This window comes from Snodgrassella sp. CFCC 13594 (genome assembly GCF_001590725.1).
GTDB lineage: Bacteria > Pseudomonadota > Gammaproteobacteria > Burkholderiales > Neisseriaceae > Snodgrassella.
In genome coordinates, this window is sequence record NZ_LQXR01000001.1 from 243,719 (window position 1) to 266,645 (window position 22,927).

Below are 22,927 nucleotides of genomic sequence, written 5' to 3' on the forward strand. Positions count from 1 at the left end.
CGACATGTCTCATGGATTGGTTACTGCGGCATACATCGTTGCCGCCGTGCTGTTTATTTTAAGCTTGGGCGGTTTGTCACAGCAAGAAAGCGCCAAACGCGGTTGTTATTTGGGCATGCTGGGTATGTTGATTGCCTTGCTTGCTACTGTATTTGGTGACAAAGCTCAAGGTTTGGGCTGGGTGATTATTGCCATGGTTATCGGCGGTGCCATCGGTATTTATAAGGCCAAAAAAGTTGAAATGACAGAAATGCCGGAACTGATTGCGATGTTACACAGCTTTGTGGGTTTCGCCGCGGTTTTGGTGGGCTATAACAGCTTTATCGACCCAGCTGATGTGGCGCCAGATATGGAAACCATTCATTTGGTGGAAGTATTTTTGGGTGTATTTATCGGCGCGGTTACCTTCACTGGTTCTTTAGTGGCTTGGGGTAAACTCAATGGTAAGATCAAGAGTAGCCCGTTGATGCTGCCGCATCGCCATTTACTTAATTTGGCCGCTTTGGTGGTGTGTTTCTTGTTGATGTTGTGGTTTGTGAGTGCTGAAGGTTCCATGCTGGCCTTGATTGTGATGACATTGATTGCATTTGCCTTTGGTTATCACATGGTGGCTTCAATTGGTGGCGCTGATATGCCAGTGGTGATTTCCATGCTGAATTCTTATTCAGGGTGGGCCGCCGCCGCCGCAGGCTTCATGCTGGGTAATGACTTATTGATTGTAACTGGCGCGTTGGTGGGCTCTTCAGGCGCAATTCTGTCTTATATCATGTGTAAAGCCATGAACCGAAAATTCTTGTCGGTGATTGGCGGTGGTTTTGGCCAGGCACCAAGTAAGAGTACGCAAGAACAACAGCCGGCTGGTGAAATTCATGAAATCAAAGCTGAGCAAGTAGCCGATATGCTCAAAAACGCCAGCTCCGTTATCATCACTCCGGGATATGGCATGGCTGTGGCCCATGCACAAGGCGTGGTGGCAGACATCACCAGCAAACTGCGTGAAAAGGGCGTGGAAGTTCGCTTTGGTATTCACCCTGTTGCGGGTCGATTGCCTGGACACATGAATGTATTGCTGGCTGAAGCCAAAGTACCTTACGACATTGTGCTGGAAATGGATGAAATCAATGATGATTTCAAAGACACCGATGTGGTATTGGTGATTGGAGCCAATGATACAGTTAACCCGGCTGCAGCCACTGATCCTACTAGTCCGATTGCAGGGATGCCTGTGCTGCATGTTTGGGAAGCGCATAACGTGATTGTATTCAAGCGCTCCATGCATGCAGGCTATGCAGGGGTGGATAATCCATTATTCTATAAAGACAATACACAAATGTGTTTTGGAGACGCTAAGGCCACATTGGAAGAAGTGGATAAAAACATTTAATTTCATTAGCCTAGATGGTGAAGCCGCGCAATTGCGCGGCTTTTTTATGCGGGTATGGGAGTGCAATAATCATGCCGATAAAAAATGGTTGTATTAAATAGGCATGATTAATTCATTGCCTGGGTAGGATGCACAGCTGCAGGCTACGGCCATTGATTTGGCCGATACGATAATGTGCCCAACAACGGAGTCATGCAAAAGAATCAAAATCAGCCTTCAGGCAGTCATTCGGTCAGGGTTTTATTCTTCTTTGGGTGTTTCTCCAAAAACCTGTGTCCATAATGTTTTCACCACGTGGTAGTAGCCAAGCAGTGTTTCATTGACTTCGGCATGTGTGGCGTCACGAAGGCGAGTATTGTGCTGCTGTTGACGATAATAGCGATAAGCCGTGCGACTGGCTTCAGCCAAGGTTTCATCAATTAAATCTAAGTCCGCCGCGATGCTCAGCAGAGCAATATTGCCATAATTTTGCAGCAACTGAGGATATTGATGGGCATGTGCCAAGATCAGATATTGCACGATGAATTCCACATCCACGACACCTCCACGCGCATATTTAACATTGCGGATTTCCGGCGGATGCGTGGGGAACATTTTTTCACGCATGCCGATGATGTCAGTTTTTAAAGTGGACGGGTCGCGTGGGCGACTGAGCATGTCATCACGAACGGCATTAAAGCGCTCGCCAGTTTGTTCATCTCCAGCGATAAAGCGAGCCCGTGTTAACGCCTGGTGTTCCCATGTCCACGCATTTTCGCGCTCATAGCGATCAAACGCATTGATGTGGGTGGCTGCAAAACCTGAGTCTCCATTTGGGCGTAAACGCAAATCCACTTCATATAAGGTGCCGGCTCCAGTGGGAACAGTTAGCCATGAGGTGATGCGGCGGGCCAGTCGGGCATAGGTATCGGCAGCGTCAGGGTGATCATCATTGTAGAGGTAAACCAGATCCAAATCAGAGGTATAGCCCAATTCTTTGCCACCCAACTTACCATAGCCCATGACGGCAAAATGAGGCGTGTTGGTGTGGCGTTTGTGTAAATCTGCCCATGCGCGTGGCAATACTTGCTGCACAATCAAATCAGCCAGTGCGGAAAGCTGATCGGACAATGCCTCTATGGTCCATAAACCGGCTAAATCCTGAACCGCCAAACGGAATGTTTGCGCATGCTGAAAACGGCGTAATACATCCATTTGGGCTTCTACATCGCCACGGCAATCATCCAATAAACGGGCCAATTCGGTTTGGCGTGCATGCCAATCTGTGTCGATTTCCAGTAGCTGGGCACTCAATAGTTCATCCAAAAGCACCGGATGGTGACGCAAATAGGTGGACACCCAATTGCTCTGGCTCATGAGGGTTGCCAACTGTCCCAACGCTTCTGGGTGCTCTTGCAAAAAAGCCAAATAAGCGCTGCGGCGGCCAATGGCTTCCAGAAAATCGAGCAAACGCATGAGTGTTGGATTGGGGTTGGCACAGCCAGCTGCAACGGTGAGTAATTGTGGAACCAGATCGTCAAATCGTTGCTTAGCTGAAGCAGATAATTGCCGATATTGACTGCCGTGATGGATGGCTCGCAGCCTTTGCAGCGCGTCTCGGCCTTGGAAGCCGTGTTGCTGCAATAAGGCCATACGTTCGTCGTCATCGGTATTGCTTTGCCAGATGCGGTTTAACTCAGGGTCGGCTGGCTTGGATTTGTCTTCTGGGTTCGTGAGAATGTCGTTGAATATGCTATTAACAGCTTGTCGCTGCACATGTAGGCTGCCTGAAAAAGCAGCATAGTCTGCAAACCCCATGCTTTGCGCCAGTAAAGCCTGTTGCTCAGGGTGTTCGGGCAACATTTGTGTCTGCTGGTCATCCCAATATTGAAGCCGGTGTTCGGTATCGCGCAGGAAGCGGTAAGCCGAGAGTAGCGTTTCTACCGTTTCGGGTTCCAACATATCCAAGCGCGCCAATTGTCGCAGGGTTTCCTGAGTACCTTTGCATTGCAAGGCACGCACTTGACCGCCTCGAATCAATTGGAACACTTGGGCAATAAACTCCACTTCGCGAATACCGCCTGCACCCAGTTTGACATTGTCGGCCATGCCTTTGCGCAAGACTTCTTGGCGGATTTGCTTGTGTAAACTGCGCATCGCGTCATAAGCATTAAAATCGAGGTATTTGCGGAACACAAACGGCCGAACCAAGGCACTGATGCCGTTGTCGTGAGGCGTGACCACGCGTCCTTTAATCCAAGCATAGCGCTCCCATTCCCGGCCTTGTGTAACCAAATATTGCTCCAAGGCGGTTTCGTTGATGACCAATGGGCCGGAATCACCATCTGGGCGAAGGCGCATATCGACGCGGAATACTTGTCCATCTCCAGAGAGATCGTTGAGCAAGGCAATGATTTTTTGGCCTACTTTGGTGAAAAATTCCTGATTGCTTTTTTCGCGTTTGCCATTGGTGTTGCCAGACTCTGGAAAAATAAAAATGAGATCAATGTCAGACGAAACATTCAGTTCGTATCCACCCATTTTGCCCATAGCCACCACGCTGAGGCGCTGTGTTGCCTGGCTTAAATGGCCGATGGGTTCGCCATAAAGTCCCGCATAATAATGATGCGAAAATTGCTCCGCCATATTGATGGCAAAATCTGCCAGTCTTGTGATAGTGCCTGTGACTTCGTCTAAATCGCTGATTCGGGCCAAATCACGGATGATGATATGGGCCATTACGTAACGGCGCAATAAACGCAGCTGTCGGGCTAATTCAGTTTCATTACCGGTTACTTGGAGTGCCGTCCAATCAGTAAACGCTGCAAAATCTTCTGATGTTAGTGGGCGCGTTAGCAGTGGCAACAAGATACTGGGCTGGAGCATTCCATTATCCAGATGACGGCTCAGGTATTGAGAGTAGGGCCGCGCGCTGGCGATCATTTGTTCGGGTGTCATGATAGGAGAAATCAGCAAATAATGGGTTCATCATACCGTTCAGCTGTATTGCTGAATAGGTTCAAGCTGCCGAAAGCCATTAGAACCAAATTCAGGAAGTCGATGTATTGATGGTTTCTTGATTGAACAAAATGAGATGGGAAATAAATTATTTTCTGATGAGGTATTTTGACCAACAGATTTTTTCTGCTGAAGTTGTACTTTGTCGACGCTGCATGACGTTGATTCGCTATATGGACCGCAAGAGTGACCGCGAAGCTGCATGTGATCAGTTATCACGATGTGGGCGGTATGATTGTCATTGAGTTTCTGGACAGGCTACTTAGGCTGCCTGAAAATAACAAACCCGCATGATGCGGGTTTGTTGATTTATGGACTCAATATTCGGTGTCGAACGGCTCAATGATGGTGACCATGTTCACCGTGAACGTGGCCGTGTGCCAGCTCTTCTTGAGTCGCTGCGCGCACGTCATCTACGGTGGCTTTGAAGCGCAAGCGCATGCCTGCCAAGGGGTGATTGCCGTCCACAACGGCTTTGCCATCAGCCACATCAGTGATGCGGTAAATGATGACATCGCCAGTTTCAGGGTCGTCTGCTTCAAACATCATACCCACTTCGACTTCTACCGGAAACACGTCTAAAGGCTCGATACGAATCATTTCTGGATCTTGTTCGCCAAAGGCATCGTCTGGTGTCAAGGTGACCTCCACCACGTCGCCTTTTGCTTTGCCCTGCAATGCTTCCTCAACTAACGGAAAAATACCATCATAGCCGCCATGTAAATAGGCAATGGGCTCTTCGGTTTTGTCGATTAGCTGGTTGTTGGCGTCGTACATTTCATAATGCAGCGTTACGACGCTGTTTTTATCAATATTCATGGGGATGTCAAACCTTTCAGGTAAAGTATCAATGCGGCATAGATGGCCATGGCTTCAGTGTAACATGGGAAGGGCGCAGCGTGTGTTTCAGGCAGCCTGTTGGTCTTGCTGTGGCGTAGAAAGACAGCGTACAATTTAAACAATTTTGCATGGATTTTGCCACTCGTGAACCAGCTTATTTTTGATTTTGCCGACCACAGCTATCCCCGTTTTGAGAAATTTTTGGGGCAAGCCAATGGCGCCTTGTTGCAGGTATTGCAAAGTCAGAGTGAGCCTTTTGTGTTGGTGTGGGGTGAAGAAGGCTGTGGCAAAAGTCATTTACTTAAAGCTTGGGTTGCACAAGCGCAACTGCAAAGTAAAGCAGCGGAATACGTGGATGCACGCCGGGAAAATTTAGGTGATTGGCTTTGGGAGCAGGATTTTGTGGCGGTTGACCAAATTGAATGCCTCAATGAATGTGAGCAGCAGCAATTGTTTGCTTTATTTAATCATTTCCGCAACCGAAATCGTGGGCACTTGCTGCTCAGCAGTACGCTTCCTCCAACGCGGCTGATGCTGCGTGAGGATTTGCGTACCCGATTGGCTTATTGCTTGGTGTATGAAATCAAGCCGCTGAGTGATGAAGAAAAAGTTGCCGCGCTCATGGGTATGGCTGAGGCGCGTCAAATTCCGGTAGATGAAGAAGTATTCCATTATCTGCTCAGCCATTGGCGCCGAGACCTGGACAGTTTGCTGCTGATGCTCAATATTTTAAACGATTATTCTTTGGCACAAGGTCGACGCATTACTTTGCCTTTGCTGCGTAATTTACTCAAACAACAGGAATTTGCATGAATTTGGCCATTTTTGACCTCGATAACACCTTAATTAACTGCGATTCAGACAATGAATGGCCGAAATATCTGATGCAAAAAGGTGTGGTTGACAAAGCATTTGTTGACATGAAAAACGACAAATTTTATCAAGATTACTTAAATGGCTGCCTGAATATTGATGAATTTTTGGCTTTTCAATTGGCGCCTTTAAGCCAATTTGACCGTCATGAACTCAATCAGATGCATGCCGAGTTTATGCGAGAGTATATTGTTCCACATATCAGTGATATGGCCAGATTGTTGGTACAAAGCCACCGTGAATCAGGCGATGAGTTGTTGATGATTTCGGCCACTAATGAGTTTCTGATTACGCCCATTGCCCAAGCTTTTGGTATCACTAACATCATTGGTGTGCGCTTGGAAACCAATGATGAAGGTAATTACACAGGGCACTATATTGGTACGCCAAGTTTTAAAGAAGGCAAAATCACGCGTTTACACGAATGGTTGGATGGGCAAAACAAAACACTGGCGGATTATGAAAAAGTGTATTTTTACAGTGATTCCCACAATGATTTGCCTTTACTCAAGCTTGCTAATGAGCCAGTTGCCGTGAACCCCGATGATATTCTACTGGCTCATGCGCAGAAAAATGGCTGGCCTGTATTGAATTTTGTCTGAATTCAATATGGATTTAAATCCTTATGCATTGTGTGTGGTGTATACCACAGTTGCCACGCAGGCCGATGCCGAAAAAATTGGTCATGTTTTGTTGCAACAGCGATTGGTGGCCTGTGTGCAATATGAAGCCATTGTGAGTGAGTATTGGTGGCAAGGGCAGATACAGCGTGATAATGAAATCAGGCTCATCATGAAAACCGCTTGTTCATACTACGAGCAGGTCCAGTCTGCCATTGAAGCCATCCATCCTTATGATTGTCCTCAAATTCTGGCATTACCTGTTGAACAAGCAGCAGCACCTTATGCACAGTGGTTGGTGCAGACATTGGGAACACAACCCTAGATGCTGGCTGATGGTTCTGGGTATTTCTAGAGGGGGATGTTGTTTTGCGTGTTTTGAGGATGGGCATGCTTGTAATATTTGGCTCTTTGCCATGCGCTCACAAGTGACTTCATGTTGATACAGGCGACTGTGTTGCAGCCAATCAAGCAAACTGGCGTACAGAAATTCTACCTTAGCGCTTAATTTCAAATCTTGTACACCCAATAGCACTCTTGGAAGGATATTTGCGCCGTATATAAGCGATGTATGAACTTAGTTTGTTTTTATTGCATTAGTTCAGGCAGCCTTATAGCGAGCTTGCTCACTAAAATTATTTCCTATCTAGCCATCAAATTGCTGGGCTTCATCAATCTTATTTTTACTACAATGCATTGAATAGAAATCAACCAGCAGCAAGCAGTGCTGCAATGTTCAATATTTAATTGAAAAACCTTATTCCATTGATGAAATAAAGCACTCCCCCAACTTTTAGGGACGAAGCTCGCTTTTATTGCGGTAGCGTGTTGGCAAACCAAGTATGCCAAATCAGCAACATGAAACTCATGCTGAAAAACGACATTAATGTAGCGCTCATTAATATGGCCGCACAACGCTGTTCTTGCCCAAAGCGTTGCCCCATGATGGGGAAAATGCTGGCCATGGGGGCTGTTGCCAATAGTACTCCGCACAGTACAGCCAAGGTATTGTCATGGGGCAGCAATAAAAACAAGGCCAATACCAACAACGGGTGTATCAATAATTTTCCGCTACTGATGACCAACATATCCCATTTGTTATGGCCTAAACGCACGCCAAACAAACTCCCTCCAATCACAAATAGAGCCACTGGTGCTGATGCTTGTGCCAACATGCCGATGGCATGGGTTAGCGGCGTTGGCAGTTTGAGGCCGGTTATTGAAACCAATAAGCCCAGTATTAAGGCTTCCACCATAGGGTTGCGCACCAAAGTAGCACCAATGTGTAAAAAGGTTTTGGCTAAATTGCGTTCGTGGGGCTGTGCCAATTCGGCCAGAATCAAAAATAAAGGAATAATCAAGAGATTTTCTACAATGACATTCAGCGCCAAATACACACCAGCGGTTTGCCCCAATACCATTACCAATACCGAATAACCGATAAAGCCGCTGTTGCTGATGCCCATGCCAAAGCCATTAAGTGTGGCCGTAGACCAATCTTGTTTTCGCCATATTCGAGTCAATAAAAAGCCCAAAGTATAAGATAGCAGTGAACCACCGCCATAGGCGGTCAAATAAATTGGATTAATAATGTCGTTTATGGGTTTGCTTGCTAAGGCCGTATAAATTAATGCGGGCAGCGCGAAGCGAATGACAAAGGCGCCTAAACCTTGTAGGTGTTCTTGTTGCAGCCAACCAAATCTGACTGAGAAAAAACCCAAGCCAATCAACAGGAAAATAGGGGTGGTGATGGTGAGTATGGCCAGCATAATTCAGTATAAATAAATGAGCGCAGCCAATATTATACGCCGTCAATTCTGTGTGTTTGCTGTCAACTGACATTGAGGCTGTCTGAAGCATTTAAGTCTGGCGCATAAATTCTAATAGTATAGTGGGGCAGGAGTTGCAACAGCAATTGAACTATTTCTTTTTGGTGCACAATGGGTTAAAATAAAGAAATTTTTCGAATCACTGAGAAATGGCCACGGGGCCATTTTTTTGTTTTTATGGGGCAACATGGATATTCAGAGCATTCTGGACAAAACTTTACCCGGCTTGGGTTACGAGCTGGTGGATTATGAACTGAGCGCCCAGGGTGACTTGCGTGTGTACATTGATAAAGCTGATGGCGCCATTACATTAGACGATTGCGTGGCAGTGAGTAATCACCTTAGCCGCGTATTGTTGGTGGAAGATGTGGATTATGAGCGCTTGGAAGTGTCCAGCCCTGGTTTGGACCGCCCTTTGAAAAAAGCAGCCGATTTTGCGCGTTTTGCTGGGCAGTTGGCCAAAATTAAAACCCGATTGCCCATTGATGGACAAAAGAATTTTATGGGCCGCATTGTCTCTATTGACGAACACGGTGTGATCCAGCTCACTTTGGAAGAAGCCAATGAAGTGCGCAAGGCCAAGCGAGCAGCTGTGGCTGCTGGTAAAACTGTGGCAATTGAATTGAGTAATATTGACAGAGCCCGATTGAAACCAGAATTTGATTTTTAAATCTTGCGCGGGACAAACCTGCTTGGAGAACAATAATGAGTCGTGAAATTTTGCAGTTGGCAGAGGCACTGGCGAGTGAGAAAAACGTGGACACCGAGGTGGTGTTTAGTGCGTTGGAATTCGCCCTAGCCAGCGCCGCGAAGAAAAAAACAGAACGTGAACACATGGATGTACGCGTGGCCATTGATCGTGAAACCGGTGATTATCAGAGCTTCCGTCGTTGGTTGATCGTGGCCGATGAGGACTACACTTATCCTGATATTCAGAAGACCATTGAAGAAATTCAGGAAGAACAACCAGGCACGACATTGCAAATTGGTGATTATTACGAAGAGCCGATTGATAATGTGGAGTTTGGCCGTATCGGTGCACAAACTGCCAAACAGGTGATTTTGCAACGCATACGAGATGCTGAGCGCGAACAGATTTTGAGTGAATTTTTACAGCGCAAAGACAGCTTGGTGCTGGGCACTGTAAAACGTGTGGAACGGCATGGCGCTATTATCGAAATCGGTCGACTGGAAGCCTTGCTGCCGCGTGATCAGATGATTCCCCGTGAAAGCTTTCGGAATGGCGACAGAGTGCGTGCTTTATTTTTGCGTGTTGACCAAATCGGTAACCGTAGCCAAGTGATTTTGACCCGCACATCTCGAGAATTTTTGGTGAAATTATTTGAAATGGAAGTGCCGGAAATTGAAGATGGGCTGCTGGAAATTAAAGAGGTGGCTCGGGATCCTGGGTTGCGTGCCAAAATTGCAGTTAAATCTCACGATGCACGCATTGATCCACAAGGGACCTGTATTGGTGTGCGTGGTTCTCGTGTAAATGCGGTAACCGATGAGTTGTCAGGCGAGCGTATTGATGTGGTGTTGTGGTCACCTGAAACCGCCCAATTTGTCATTAATGCGTTAAGCCCGGCAGAGGTAACCCGTATTCTGATTGATGAAGATCATCACTCAGTGGACGTGATTGTGGCAGAAGACCAATTGGCGCTTGCCATCGGTCGCGGTGGTCAAAATGTGCGTCTGGCGGCTGAATTGACAGGCTGGCAGTTAAATATCATGACCGTGGAAGAGGCCCAAGAGCGCCATGAAGCGGAAGATCAGGCTTTGCGTGAATTGTTTGTGGCCAATCTGGGTGTGGATGAAGATGTGGCCAATGTGTTGGTGCAAGAAGGTTTCGCCAGCTTAGAAGAGGTGGCTTATGTCCCAGTACAGGAAATGTTGGAAATTGATGGTTTTGATGAAGATACGGTAAACGCGCTGCGTAACCGTGCCCGCGATGCTATTTTGACCTTGGCCATTGCTTCGGAAGAGCAAATGGAACACTTAGATGAAGATTTAAAGTCTTTGGAAGGTGTGGATCAGGAGATGTTGCGTGATTTGGCTCAGGCTGGCATCAAAACACGTGATGATTTGGCAGAGTTGTCGGTGGATGAATTGATTGAAATCACCGGTATCGATGAAGAAACCGCCAAAAAAGTGGTGATGGCTGCACGCGCCCACTGGTTTGACGAAGCATAAGAGAGGGAGTTTATGAGTAATCAAACAACAGTTGAGCAATTTGCAGCAGAATTACGTCTGTCACCACAACGTTTGTTGGAACAATTGGCTGAAGCTGGCGTGGATAAAAAGGCCGTGGCCGATGAATTGACTGCTGCCGACAAAAAACAATTACTGGCTCATTTAAAGCAATCACATGGTAACCAAGGTGGTAGCACCATTACATTGACACGCAAGAAAAGCACTGAAAAAAGCACCGTAGCCGGTGTGGAAGTTGAGACTCGTCGTCGTCGTCGGATTGCGGTGCCGACGGAAGACTTGACCGCAGAACCAGCTCAACCGGTTGCGCCAGTGGTTGAAGCGGATGAAGGTCAACAGCGTGCTGAGGCAGAAGCTGAAACGGCAAAACTGAAAGCAGCACAGCAGACATCGACTGAAAAGGTGGAAGTTGCAGCTATTCAGGCAGCCGTAGAACCCGCACCGACCCCAGTTGATGCGCAGCCATTACCTACAGAAAAGCCTGCTGCTAAAGCAGTAGAAGTAGTTGCTGTACCGGTAGAAAAAACAGCTGTTAGTCATCATGCAGAAGCCAAACCATTGACTCCTAAAGCTGAGCACCAAAAGGCCACCAATAAAAAAGGCAAGCGTGGCGAGAAAAAATTGGATATTGCTGCCTTGGCTGCAGAAGCAGCTAAGCCGATTATCAGTGTGGAAGAACAAGCACAGCGTGAAGATGAAGCTAAACGAGCTGAGGCTTTGCGTGCGCATCAGGAAGCGCTGTTGAAGCAAAAGCAAGAGCGCCAAGCACGTCGTGACGCTGCTAAATTGCAGGCTATTCAAGATGCTAAGGCCAGCAAAGAACAGAAGCAAGCAGAGCACCGGTCGGCCAAGCCTACTGAGAAAAAGCCTTTGGCAGCTGCAGGGGTTGCAGCCCCTGTTTCAGTTGGCCGTAAGAAAGAAGAACGCCGCCATCGTGACGATGATGTGCCCAAAGGTAAATCTTTGAAGAGTGGTAAGGGTCGCAGTCAAAGTAGCGCTGATGATGGGCGTTGGCGTAGTGGGAAAAAAGGTGGCAAAAAACAGTTGAAGTTGGAACCCAACCAACATGCTTTCCAAGCCCCAACAGAACCCGTTGTGCATGAAGTTTTGGTACCAGAAACCATTACTGTGGCCGAGTTGGCGCACAAAATGGCAGTTAAAGCAGCCGAAGTCATCAAGATTTTGATGAAAATGGGCATGATGGTTACCATTAATCAGGTGCTCGACCAAGAAACGGCTTTGATTGTGGTGGAAGAAATGGGTCATATCGGTAAAGCGGCGGCAGCCGATGATCCAGAAGCTTTTTTGGACGAAGATGAGACGGTGGTAGAAGCGGAAGCTTTACCGCGCCCACCTGTGGTGACCGTAATGGGTCATGTTGATCATGGTAAAACTTCTTTGTTGGACTATATTCGCCGCGCTAAAGTGGTACAGGGTGAAGCTGGTGGTATTACGCAACACATTGGCGCATACCACGTACAAACACCGCGTGGCGTCGTTACGTTTTTGGATACTCCGGGCCATGAAGCATTTACTGCTATGCGTGCCCGTGGTGCGCAAGCCACTGATATCGTGATTTTGGTGGTGGCTGCCGATGATGGCGTGATGCCGCAAACTTTGGAAGCCATTGCCCACGCGAAAGCCGCAAAAGTGCCGATGGTGGTGGCTGTCAATAAAATTGATAAAGAAGGCGCCAATCCGGAACGGATTCGCCAAGAATTAACAGCACATGAAGTGGTGCCGGATGAGTGGGGCGGCGAAGTCCAATTCATTGACGTATCGGCCAAACAAGGCACCAATATTGATGCCTTGTTGGAGGCTGTATTGTTGGAAGCTGAAGTGTTGGAGCTTAAGGCTCCTATTGATGCACCGGCAAAGGGCATTATTGTTGAGTCGCGCTTGGATAAAGGGCGTGGTGCAGTGGCTACCTTGCTGGTGCAAAGTGGTACCTTGCACAAAGGCGATGTGTTGCTGGCGGGTACGGCATTTGGCCGCGTTCGCGCAATGGTCAATGAAAACGGTAAGCAAATTGCCGAAGCTGGCCCTTCCATTCCAGTGGAAATCTTGGGTTTGTCTGATGTACCCAATGCGGGTGAAGATGCCATTGTGATGGCAGATGAGAAAAAAGCACGTGAAATTGCTTTGTTCCGCCAAGGCAAATACCGTGATGTACGTTTGGCCAAACAGCAAGCAGCCAAATTGGAAAACATGTTCAACAACATGGGTGAAGATAAAGCACAAAGTTTGCCTGTTATCATCAAGGCAGACGTTCAAGGTTCTTATGAAGCTTTGGCTGGTAGTTTGCAAAAATTGTCTACCGATGAGGTGAAAGTCAGCGTATTGCACAGCGGTGTGGGTGGTGTAACCGAATCTGACGTCAATTTGGCCATCGCTTCAGGGGCCGTTGTTATCGGCTTTAATGTTCGTGCCGATGCGGCAGCTCGTAAGTTGGCTGAACATGAGGGCGTGGAAATTCGCTATTACAACATCATTTATGATGCCATTGATGATGTGAAGGCTGCCTTAAGCGGTATGTTGGCGCCTGAAGAAAAGGAAAACGTGATTGGTACGGTGGAAATCCGTCAAGTCATTAATGTTTCTAAGGTGGGCAATATTGCCGGTTGTATGGTGACAGATGGCGTCATTAAACGGGATGCCCATGTGCGTTTAATCCGTAACCACGTGGTCATTCACACGGGCGAGCTGGCTTCATTGAAACGCTTTAAAGATGATGTTAAGGAAGTCCGCCAAGGTTTTGAATGTGGTTTGATGCTGAAGAACTACAATGAAATCGAGGAAGGCGACCAATTGGAAGTATTTGAAGTGGTGGAAGTGGCTCGTCAGCTTTAATGCTGGAACCGGCTATTCAGGCAGCCTGGTGGTTTCAGGCTGCCTTTTGTTGTCGTCCATGATTGAATACAGAAAGGACAAACAATGCGCAAACAACAACGCGGTTATGCCCGCCAAGATAGAGTTAAAGAGCAAATTATGCGCGAGTTGGCTGAACTGGTGCGCACTGGTCTGAAAGACCCTCGTGCTGGGTTCATTACCATTAATGAAGTGGAAGTAACCCGAGATTACAGCCATGCGGTGGTGTATTACACGGTATTGGATGACAAAACTCGGGTAGTAACTGAAGAAGCATTGGAGCATGCTAAGGGTTATTTGCGCAGCGAATTGGCCAAGCGCATTCGTTTATTTCGTATTCCAGAGCTCCATTTTGAGTATGACGAATCCTTAGAAAGAGGGATGAGCATATCGCATTTGATTGACCAAGTGACACAAGAAAAATCGGTTGATGAAGACTAGTTTTTTTACTGGAAGATGAAGCACCGACGGCCTATGCGGGCAGGTGCATTGCAAATAATGGCTCGCGCTTAACCTGTCTGAATAAAAAATCCCCACCGCAAGGGTGGGGATTTTTGTTGTGGTACACCGATTATTTAACCATTTGAATCACATTGAACTTACCGCCTTGCTCTTGCAATATAGCAATTTCTGCATCTTTGCGCTCACCATTGGGATTAAAGGCAACGGCACCAGTCAAACCATCCACGCTGACAGTTGGCATGGCTGCTGCAATTTTGGCTTTGTCGATGGCGCCTGCTTTTTTCACCGCTGCGGCAAATACATAGACCGCATCATAAGATAACGGTGAATAGGCTTGAACAACTTGGCCTGGGAATTTTTTGGCATATGAGGCTTTGTATTGCTCACCTTTGGGCATCTTATCTAAAGGAACAGAGGTTGAAGAGCAAATGGTGCCTTCTGCGGCCGAACCCGCCAATTTGATGTAGTTGTCGGTACAAGCTGTATCTGGCATCAATACCAATACGCTCATGCCTAACTCACGTGCCTGCTTGGCCAAAATCGCGCCAGTGTCGTCATAGCCCCCCACATTACCGCATCGGCACCGGCTGCTTTAGCCTTAGTCAGCAACGCTTTGAAGTCCGTGGTTTTGTCCGTCGCGGCTTCTCGTGCAGCAATATTAACCCCCAGTTCTTTGGCTTTTTTCTCTACTTGATCGGCAATGCCTTTGCCATAGGCAGTGGCATCGTCAAAGATCGCCATATTTTTGACGCCTTTGCTTTGTGCAAATGTAGCCAAAGCAGGGCCTTGTTTATCATCACCGGCATTGATGCGGTATACAGCGGTGCCGCCATTGTCGAATTTCGGTGCCTTATTGATGACGTCTGGGTTGGTGCTCACGGTAATTGAAGCAATGCCTGCTTTAGCATAAATGGGATCGGCCACCATGGTTACACCCGAATTATAGTGGCCTACCACGCCCATAATATCATCGTTATCGGCAATTTTTTGGGCCACTGTGGCGCCAGTTTTGGGATCGCCAGCATCGTCTTCAGCATCCAATGCCAGCGTGTATTTTTTACCACCAATTTCAATACCACCTGCGGCGTTAATCTCATCCACGGCTAATTGCGCACCGTTGGCAAAGTCTTTACCAGCACTGGCTTGGCCGCCAGACAATGGGCTGCCTGAAGCCAGATGAATCACATTTTCACCTTCTGCGCCAGCTTCACCACTGGCTTTTTTATTACAGCCTGTCAATGCTGCACCCACGGCAGCAGCCACCAAAATGGCCAAAATGCGTTTCTTCATGAATCCTCCCAAATAATTGATTATGATGTGTAAATGCGGCAGTGCATCATTAAAGGCCGTACACATCGGCCATCTGCCGCAGTGTACCGATAAGCTTCAAAAAAAGAAAGCATGGTATGATGCGTGCCCACTGAGCTTACCGACTTGTTTGCATTATTCAAAGAATGTGATTGGGAAAAAAGGTTACAAATTGCCTGAATATGATTTTGGGGAAAATAACATCATGGTTTCAACACCCACACCACAGCGCAGGCTGAATGGCGTTTTATTACTCGACAAAGACTGTGGTATGAGCAGCAATACCGCTTTGCAACGAGCGCGGCGCCTGTATTCGGCGGCCAAAGCTGGGCATACTGGGGTATTGGATCCATTGGCAACGGGGTTGTTGCCGGTGTGTTTTGGCGAAGCCACTAAATTTGCCCAGTATTTATTGGATGCGGATAAAGCGTATCTCGCCACCTTAAGGCTAGGGGAAGCCACCACTACGGGCGATGCCGAAGGCGAAGTGGTGCAGCGAGCCGAGAAGACCGTGACCGAAACCGACGTGACGGAGGCGCTGAGCGCATTTCACGGTAATATTGAGCAAATGCCTCCTATGTATTCAGCCCTCAAGCATCAGGCCGGCCTTTGTATGAGTATGCGCGTGCAGGATTGACGGTTGAACGTAAAGTACGCCTAATTACCATTTATGATATTCAAGTTTTATCGTTTGTACCATCGCAACTGGTGCTGGCCGTGCGTTGCAGCAAAGGTACTTATATTCGGACATTGGCTGAGGATTTGGCTAAACACATGGGTACGGTAGCGCATTTGACGGCGCTGCGGCGTACTGCCACTGCAGGCTTCCAAGTGGCTTCTGCGCATACCTTGAGTCAATTGCAGGACATGACCGATGTGGCACGGGATGCCGAATTATTGCCTTGTGATGTTATGGTGCAGCATTTCCCCTCACAATGTCTCAATAATGCCGATGTTTTGCGCTTGCAACATGGTTTGCCTGTGCAAACCAAAGAAAATTGTGGCACAATAACGCCCTTGCGTATTTATGACGAAGCAAATCGGTTTATGGGTTTGGCGCAATATATACCGGCGCTAAATGGCATCAAGGCATTGCGTTTGATGAGCACCACCGCTGAAGCGTGAATCGCAGTTGGAGTTTGTTTTGTGGGTAAGTCCTGCTCGGCAAACTTGTCGGTCGTAAGACCTAATTGATTAAAGTAAGTGAGTAAAATATGTTGACCGTAGAACAAAAAGCACAAGTTGTTAAAGATTTCCAGCGTACTGAAGGCGATACTGGCTCTTCTGAAGTGCAGATTGCTTTGTTGACTTTTCGCATTAATGACTTGACTGGGCATTTTAAAACCAACCCCAAAGACCATCATAGCCGCCGCGGTTTGTTGAAAATGGTGAGCCAACGCCGCCGTTTGCTGGCCTATATCCGCCGCACTAAACCCGATACTTATCGTGAGTTGATTGGTCGCTTGGGCTTGCGTAAATAAGCCTTTGTATCAATAAAAAACCTGAATCGCCATGCGCAATTCAGGTTTTTTTATGGGTATTGCTATGATTCAGATTCAGGCAGCATTCCGGGTTGCCTGAACCAATCGGGACTTTTTAATTAAGCCGCCTCGGCTTGCTTAATGTCAGCAACGCCGCCTGTATTAAATAATTCCATGTGAATGTTTTGCGCAGGAATGCCCAAGTGTCGTAGTGATTGGCACTGTGCAACATAAAAGGCTTGGGGCCACATACATAATAATCAGCCTCGCGCGGCAATAAATCAGCATCTAAGGCCGTCAGATCCAAACGGCCAATTCTATCAGCGGGCAGTTGTGGATCCTCGGTTTCGCAAGCCAAGTACGTGTGTATGTTTGGGTGTTGGGCAGCAATGGTTTGAATGTGATTGTGCATTGCCAAAACCTGGCTATTACGGCAAGCGTGGATGAAGCTAATCTGATGTTTGCTTTGTTGTGCTAAGAGTTCGTTGAGCATGGCCACCATAGGCGTTAGCCCTACACCTGCGCTGATGAATACGTTATCTTTATTGGGGTTGAGCAAGACAAAATCACCTGTAGGGTTGCTGACTTCCACAATATCGCCAACTTGATATTGCTGATGTAGCGTATTGGATACATAGCCGTCAGCCAGGCCGTCATGACCAGCTTCTTTTTTGACAGAGATACGGAAATATTGCCCGTTACTGTGGTCAGAAAGCGTATATTGGCGCGGTTGGTGCAAGCCCAGCTCCGGTACATTCACACGTACCGAAATGTATTGGCCAGGGCGGTAGGCTGGCAAGGCATGACCATCCATTGGGGTCAAATAAAATGAGGTAATTTCACTGCTTTCTGCTTCTTTTTTCGCAATCTTAAAAGGCTTCCATCCCGTCCAGCCATTTTCCGCTTGGACTTGCTTTCCATATAAATCACGTTCCACATCTATCAGGATAGTGGCCAATTGCTGGTATGCAGCGGCCCATGCGTGAATCAGATCGGCATCCATAGGAACATTCAATACTTCACTGATGGAATGCAAGAGATTGTCACCAACAATATCATATTGTTCTGGTTGAATATTCAGGCTGACATGCTTGTGGGCAATCAGGCTGACAGCATCGCCTAAATTTTCCAAAGAAGTAATGTTTTCCGCGTAGGCCAAAACGGCGCCAGCCAATGATCGGGCTTGGGCTCCACTGCGTTGGTGCCCCATATTGAATGTTTCTTTTAATTCTGGATTATTGGTCAGCATGCGGTTGTAAAAGTAAGCAGTCAATTCAGCGCCGTGTTCTTTTAATACTGGTACGGTGGCTTGAATCAGTTCGATTTGTTGATTGGTAAGGCTCATGGTGGATCCCTGTGATTAATATAATATGTATTTAAAATACATAATTTAATATTAAAGAGTGTCGTTATTCTTGTCAATACGTTTGTGCTTAGGCTGGAATTCATATTTGGTAGGGCTGACTGCGGTTCATATTTTTGAAGGTACGAGATGAATATAGATAAAAGATAAGTTGTACCAGTGCGGGTGAAAATGCTGAAATTTCGGTGCTTAATTCTATGTGATGCTATGCCATTGGCGCAGTATGCCAGCACCTACATACTGGCGACACAGCGATCACCACATGGCTGGCTTGGATTGTTCGTCACAGGTGATTCAGGCGATGCGATTCTGCTGATCACTGATGCAAGAAAGGTGGCGTGGCGAAGAAGATGAGCAGGTTGGTGTGGGTTTCGCCATGTATGGAGTAGTGACCTTCACCAAATTTTAACTGGGAGGCTGCCTGAGCGTGTTGGGCTTGGGCTATAATGCGGGAGTTTTATAGGTGTTTCAGGGAGCCTGAAATGCACTTTAATCAAGGATAGATTCGCTATGATGATACACCCCAATTTTGACCCAGTATTGGTGCATTTAGGTCCGTTGGCAATCCGGTGGTATGCGCTCAGTTATATTGTTGGTTTCTGTTTGTTTATGTGGCTTGGGCGACGACGCATTGCAGCGGGCAACACGATTTGGACCAAAGATATGCTGGATGATTTCCTCACTTGGGGTGTAGTGGGGGTTATTTTAGGGGGGCGGCTGGGCTACGTTTTATTTTACCAACCTGGTTTTTATTCCTCTCATCCACTGGAAATCCTAAAGGTATGGCAAGGAGGCATGTCTTTTCATGGCGGTTTCTTAGGGGTTTTGGCAGCGATGTTGCTGTTTGCTCGAAAACACAAATTGAGTTTTTTTCAAATTTCTGATTTTGTGGCGCCTCTAGTTCCGCTGGGTTTGGCATCGGGCCGCATCGGTAATTTCATCAATGGTGAACTGTGGGGGCGCGTTACAGATCCTCATGCGTTTTGGGCCATGGGATTTCCTCATGCACAGAATGAAGACTTGATGATTGTGGCGCAAGACCCGCAACGGTGGTTGCCAATTTGGTCTCAGTATCAAATGTTGCCACGTCACCCATCGCAATTGTATGAATTTTTATTGGAAGGCATTGCACTGTTTGTGGTGTTGTGGGTGTTTTCCAAAAAAACACGGCCGCTTGGGCAAGTGTCGTCGTTATTTTTATTGGGTTACGGTACGTTCCGTTTTATTGCCGAATTTGCGCGCGAACCCGATGATTTTTTAGGGCTATTGGCCATGCACTTATCAATGGGGCAATGGCTGAGTTTGCCCATGATGATTTTGGGTGCGATTGGTTTTGTGTATTTTGGTCGCCAAGCAAAGCATTAAATTGAAATAGTAATTCGGTGTCCGCAAAGGCTGCCTATTCAGGCAGCCTTTTATATTGGCCTCGTAGAGAAGTTTAAATTTTCTATTGTACTAGGCCATCCGTTTTAGTTGGGATGGCTCATATCAGTTTGAACCAGCAGTATTTTTTTTGAATGGAGTAAGGTTGCATTGAATTCAATTGACTGCATCCTCCGACCATTGATTGGCGTTAAAAAATCAGAACCGTATCCGCTCTGGTATGTTTTGGATGGATTGGGGTATGCAGCTATTTCCTTGCGTGCTAATTCAGTTCGTCGGTGACTTGGCCATAAATCAGCAAAGTAAACACGCCGGTGCCGCCTATGATATTGCCCAGCCCCGTTGGCAGCAAAAAATCAAATAAATACTGGCCGATCGTCGCTTGGCCTTTGTATAACCAGTAGGCCATTTCGGCAGAACCCACCACGATGTGGGTAAAGTCGCCCAAAGCAATCAAATAGATAAAAAAGAAGATCAACACGAATTTATTGGATCCAGCGCTGGGCAACATCCAAACCAATGAAGCAATTAAAATACCAGCAGGAATGCCGCGTATTAGGTTTTCCATGGCAGTAAATGAGGCCACATGATGCGCCAATGCGTCCAAAGCAGCGGCCCACTCAGGCGAGAATAGATGGGTGTTGAGCAAAAATGCGGCCGCAATGGCGGTTCCTACGAGGTTGGAAACCAAAACAATGGCCCATAGGCGCAGTACAGCTTTCAATTTACTTAGGGATAAAGGGTTAAACAAAGGCACAACAGTGGTAATGGTGTTTTCCGTGAATAACTGCATGTGTCCTAGAATAACCAAGAGAAAGCCTACGGTGTAACCCATATTGGCAATCAAAGGTGCCCAACTGGCGTCTGGTAAAAGGGCACTGAGTATGGCTTTGAATACAAAAGAAAAGGTAATGACAATACCGGCGGTAATGCCGGAGAAAACCAATGCTTTGGTGGGACGCCTAAGTTCTTCTATGCCGTTACGCCGGATGATTTCATACATCAAGCGCGGTGAGAGTTTTTCATGCTCTTCCAGAACCATGCGTTCTCGATAAGTTAGTGGATTGTCTTTTTCGTTTTGGACATTCATGTCAGACTCCATGAAAATTGATGTGTTTGTGTGCTGTGCGGTTTGCTTGACTGTGAAATGCGTTTTGGCAAAATATCAGCTTGGTTGCTGCTTGCCTATTATCATACGCCATTCTCAAATAAACCTAACCGAACTCATGCTGCCGTTATCATGACTGTCATTAGGCTTTCTCCATTATTATTTTTTGCTGTATGGGAATGATGAGTTTTAAACTCATGCAGAGAGCATGGCCGAAAATGGAGCATGAGTATCATGAAAAAAGCCTTGCGGAACGTGATGCAAGGCTTTTCATGGGCAAATAATGATCAAAAATGTTCATGAGATGAGAGAAAACGCCATTGCCCTGGCGGTAGTGTTGCCAACTTGATTTTACCCATGCGGACGCGTTTTAGCCCTACGACACGCAAACCAACCAATTCGCACATGCGTCGGATTTGGCGTTTTTTGCCTTGTTTCAGGATGAAACGCAGTTGGTCTTCGTTTTGCCAGCTGACTTTGGCTGGTCGCAGCTTCTCTCCATCTAAGCTCAGTCCATGATTGAGTAAAGCCAGTCCATTATCGTTTAACTGGCCTCTGACGCGCACCAGGTATTCTTTTTCCATACCACTGTTTTCACCGATTAGTTGTTTGGCGATCCGGCCATCTTGGGTTAGTACCAATAATCCCACTGAATCAATGTCTAAGCGGCCCGCAGGTGCCAAGTGCCGGATGTGTTGGGCTGCCTGAAACACAATGCCGCTGGTGTCGCCCGACCAATGATTGGCTGCGGTAATTAATTCCACTGCGGCTTTATAGCCTTTTTCTGGTTGTGCACTCACATAACCTACAGGTTTATTCAGCAAAATCGTGACACGATTGGCTTGCTGCTGGTGAGCCTGCCGCTCAAGATCAATGCGATCTGATGGCGTTACTTTTTGCCCCAAAATCGCGGTTTGACCGTTTACTTTAACCCAGCCTTGCTCTATGTAACCATCAGCTTCACGGCGCGAACATAAGCCAGTTGAGCCATGCGTTTTGATAAACGCATAGTATCATCAGCTGGATTGGCATTGGTTGGTGTGGTCATTTACTTCCCCGATTGGAACCTGCAACCATATCCAATACAAACAAGCGGCAGTCTAGATTACCGTTGTGTAGTGGATATTTCCGTTTTGGCGTCAGGCGCATCATTTTTGGCATGTCACGATCTGCAGTAAACATGCCCACGCGCCAGCCAGCAAAATATTGCTTCAGCCAACTGCCTAGCTGCGGGTAAAGTGCTTGCAAGATTTGAATTTCAGATAGTCGCACACCATACGGTGGGTTACTGATGAGAATGCCGTGCTCGCCTTGTGGTCGCACATCCAAAACATCGGCCACCTGCCAGTCTATGCAATGTGTCAAGCCCGCATACTCGGCGTTGGCCTTGGCAGTACGAACCATGAAGCGGTCTATGTCGCTGCCGACAATGGGAGCGGATGCAGTACCAATGCTCGCTTCAGCCTGCTTCCTGAGTTGATCCCACAAATGAGCGTCGAAATTATCCAGTCTTTCGAAACCGAAGCTGCGGTGCAATCCTGGAGCGTGACGGGTTGCGATGAGTGCCGCTTCAATGGCTAAGGTACCACTGCCGCAAAAGGGATCCATAAATGGTTGGCTACCGTCATAACCGGCCAAAAGTAGCAAGCCGGCGGCTAAATTCTCGCGCATGGGCGCTTCGCCTGCTTCAGTACGATAACCTCGTTTGAATAAAGCCTCGCCACTGGTGTCCAAGTAGATGGCTAGATTTTGCTCTTCAATGAATACTTGAATGCGCACGTCGGGCCGAATCTTTTGCACATCGGGTCGCGCACCTGTGGTTTCACGAAAGACATCACACAATGCATCTTTAACTTTAAGTGCGGCAAAATTCAAGCTCGCCACTTTGGCGCGTTTGCCTTCGATGTGGATTTTGAACCCTTTATCTACCCCAAACCAGTGTGGCCAGTCTACGTTGCGGGCCAATGTGTAAATGTCATTTTCGTTGCGAAAACGGTTTTGCACCAACCGCAACAACACACGGCTGGCGGTGCGGGCATGTAAATTAATGCGATAAATGACCGCCAAATCGCCGCTGCAGGCTGCCCCGCCATCGCTGATGCGGATGTCGGCAGCACCCAAGGCAGCCAGCTCGTTTGCCAGAGGCTGTTCCAAACCGCGCGGACAGGAAACAAATAAAGAGAAAGTGCTCATGCCAAGT

Annotated in this window: 18 protein-coding genes and 2 pseudogenes; 11 read left to right on the forward strand and 9 right to left on the reverse strand. The window is 47.3% G+C overall.

Features of this window, described 5'->3' with window-relative positions:
* Positions 1-4 precede the first annotated feature (4 nt).
* The gene (gene pntB, locus A2F46_RS01135) at positions 5-1,384 is read left to right on the forward strand and encodes a Re/Si-specific NAD(P)(+) transhydrogenase subunit beta (RefSeq protein ID WP_066565688.1); all 1,380 of its coding nucleotides are present in this window, start codon (positions 5-7) and stop codon (positions 1,382-1,384) included.
* A gap of 240 nt (positions 1,385-1,624) precedes the next feature.
* On the opposite strand, the gene glnE is transcribed toward pntB, so the two are convergent.
* On the reverse strand, positions 1,625-4,321 hold the full coding sequence (glnE, locus tag A2F46_RS01140; protein WP_066565690.1) for a bifunctional [glutamate--ammonia ligase]-adenylyl-L-tyrosine phosphorylase/[glutamate--ammonia-ligase] adenylyltransferase: 2,697 nt from the start codon (positions 4,319-4,321) through the stop codon (positions 1,625-1,627).
* A 399-nt stretch (positions 4,322-4,720) separates the two neighbouring features.
* Positions 4,721-5,200, reverse strand: coding sequence for a peptidylprolyl isomerase (locus A2F46_RS01145; protein WP_066565692.1), 480 nt, complete (start codon positions 5,198-5,200; stop codon positions 4,721-4,723).
* A 165-nt stretch (positions 5,201-5,365) separates the two neighbouring features.
* On the opposite strand from A2F46_RS01145, the gene hda reads away from it, so the two are divergent.
* From hda to cutA, 3 genes are read left to right on the forward strand one after another with little or no spacing between them, the layout of a single operon-like run.
* Complete coding sequence (hda, locus tag A2F46_RS01150) at positions 5,366-6,034, forward strand: DnaA regulatory inactivator Hda (RefSeq protein WP_066565898.1); 669 nt, start codon at positions 5,366-5,368, stop codon at positions 6,032-6,034.
* Positions 6,031-6,696, forward strand: a complete 666-nt coding sequence (locus A2F46_RS01155) for an HAD family phosphatase (RefSeq protein WP_066565693.1) — start codon at positions 6,031-6,033, stop codon at positions 6,694-6,696. The genes hda and A2F46_RS01155 overlap by 4 nt, the downstream gene beginning before the upstream one ends.
* A gap of 7 nt (positions 6,697-6,703) precedes the next feature.
* Positions 6,704-7,039, forward strand: a complete 336-nt coding sequence (gene cutA, locus A2F46_RS01160; RefSeq protein ID WP_066565694.1) for a divalent-cation tolerance protein CutA — start codon at positions 6,704-6,706, stop codon at positions 7,037-7,039.
* 487 nt (positions 7,040-7,526) lie between these two features.
* Here cutA and A2F46_RS01165 read toward each other — a convergent pair whose 3' ends face one another.
* Positions 7,527-8,483: an AEC family transporter gene (locus A2F46_RS01165; RefSeq protein ID WP_066565698.1), complete on the reverse strand. Its 957-nt coding sequence runs from the start codon at positions 8,481-8,483 to the stop codon at positions 7,527-7,529.
* 247 nt (positions 8,484-8,730) lie between these two features.
* On the opposite strand from A2F46_RS01165, the gene rimP reads away from it, so the two are divergent.
* The 4 genes from rimP to rbfA all read left to right on the forward strand — a co-directional run bounded on the left by rimP (position 8,731) and on the right by rbfA (position 14,063).
* Complete coding sequence (rimP, locus tag A2F46_RS01170) at positions 8,731-9,213, forward strand: ribosome maturation factor RimP (RefSeq protein ID WP_066565700.1); 483 nt, start codon at positions 8,731-8,733, stop codon at positions 9,211-9,213.
* A 35-nt stretch (positions 9,214-9,248) separates the two neighbouring features.
* Entirely contained in the window at positions 9,249-10,736 is a 1,488-nt protein-coding gene (gene nusA, locus A2F46_RS01175; RefSeq protein ID WP_066565702.1) for a transcription termination factor NusA, read from the forward strand.
* A 12-nt stretch (positions 10,737-10,748) separates the two neighbouring features.
* Positions 10,749-13,604: a translation initiation factor IF-2 gene (infB, locus tag A2F46_RS01180; RefSeq protein WP_066565703.1), complete on the forward strand. Its 2,856-nt coding sequence runs from the start codon at positions 10,749-10,751 to the stop codon at positions 13,602-13,604.
* A gap of 84 nt (positions 13,605-13,688) precedes the next feature.
* Positions 13,689-14,063: a 30S ribosome-binding factor RbfA gene (gene rbfA, locus A2F46_RS01185; protein ID WP_066565704.1), complete on the forward strand. Its 375-nt coding sequence runs from the start codon at positions 13,689-13,691 to the stop codon at positions 14,061-14,063.
* A gap of 130 nt (positions 14,064-14,193) precedes the next feature.
* Here rbfA and A2F46_RS13175 read toward each other — a convergent pair whose 3' ends face one another.
* Complete coding sequence (locus tag A2F46_RS13175) at positions 14,194-14,652, reverse strand: ABC transporter substrate-binding protein (protein WP_156471518.1); 459 nt, start codon at positions 14,650-14,652, stop codon at positions 14,194-14,196.
* The gene (locus tag A2F46_RS13180) at positions 14,598-15,374 is read right to left on the reverse strand and encodes a branched-chain amino acid ABC transporter substrate-binding protein (protein ID WP_066565706.1); all 777 of its coding nucleotides are present in this window, start codon (positions 15,372-15,374) and stop codon (positions 14,598-14,600) included. The genes A2F46_RS13175 and A2F46_RS13180 overlap by 55 nt, the downstream gene beginning before the upstream one ends.
* A 223-nt stretch (positions 15,375-15,597) precedes the next feature.
* On the opposite strand from A2F46_RS13180, the pseudogene truB reads away from it, so the two are divergent.
* Together truB and rpsO are read left to right on the forward strand one after the other, a co-directional pair.
* Positions 15,598-16,517 (forward strand): annotated as a pseudogene (truB, locus tag A2F46_RS01200) (tRNA pseudouridine(55) synthase TruB).
* Positions 16,518-16,606: 89 nt separating this feature from the next.
* A complete protein-coding gene (gene rpsO, locus A2F46_RS01205; protein WP_066565708.1) occupies positions 16,607-16,873 on the forward strand; it encodes a 30S ribosomal protein S15 in 267 nt (88 codons plus the stop codon).
* 115 nt (positions 16,874-16,988) lie between these two features.
* Here rpsO and hmpA read toward each other — a convergent pair whose 3' ends face one another.
* Complete coding sequence (hmpA, locus tag A2F46_RS01210; RefSeq protein ID WP_231867663.1) at positions 16,989-18,218, reverse strand: NO-inducible flavohemoprotein; 1,230 nt, start codon at positions 18,216-18,218, stop codon at positions 16,989-16,991.
* A gap of 528 nt (positions 18,219-18,746) precedes the next feature.
* Between hmpA and lgt the strand changes: the two genes are divergently transcribed.
* Positions 18,747-19,601, forward strand: coding sequence for a prolipoprotein diacylglyceryl transferase (gene lgt, locus A2F46_RS01215; RefSeq protein ID WP_066565710.1), 855 nt, complete (start codon positions 18,747-18,749; stop codon positions 19,599-19,601).
* Positions 19,602-19,881: 280 nt separating this feature from the next.
* Here the strand turns inward: lgt and A2F46_RS01220 are convergent, their stop codons facing one another.
* The 3 genes and pseudogenes from A2F46_RS01220 to A2F46_RS01230 form a co-directional block, all read right to left on the reverse strand.
* Positions 19,882-20,709: a formate/nitrite transporter family protein gene (locus A2F46_RS01220; protein ID WP_197457508.1), complete on the reverse strand. Its 828-nt coding sequence runs from the start codon at positions 20,707-20,709 to the stop codon at positions 19,882-19,884.
* A 305-nt stretch (positions 20,710-21,014) separates the two neighbouring features.
* Positions 21,015-21,775 (reverse strand): annotated as a pseudogene (locus tag A2F46_RS01225) (pseudouridine synthase).
* On the reverse strand, positions 21,772-22,920 hold the full coding sequence (locus tag A2F46_RS01230; protein ID WP_066565900.1) for a class I SAM-dependent RNA methyltransferase: 1,149 nt from the start codon (positions 22,918-22,920) through the stop codon (positions 21,772-21,774). The pseudogene A2F46_RS01225 and the gene A2F46_RS01230 overlap by 4 nt, the downstream one beginning before the upstream one ends.
* Positions 22,921-22,927: the final 7 nt, after the last annotated feature.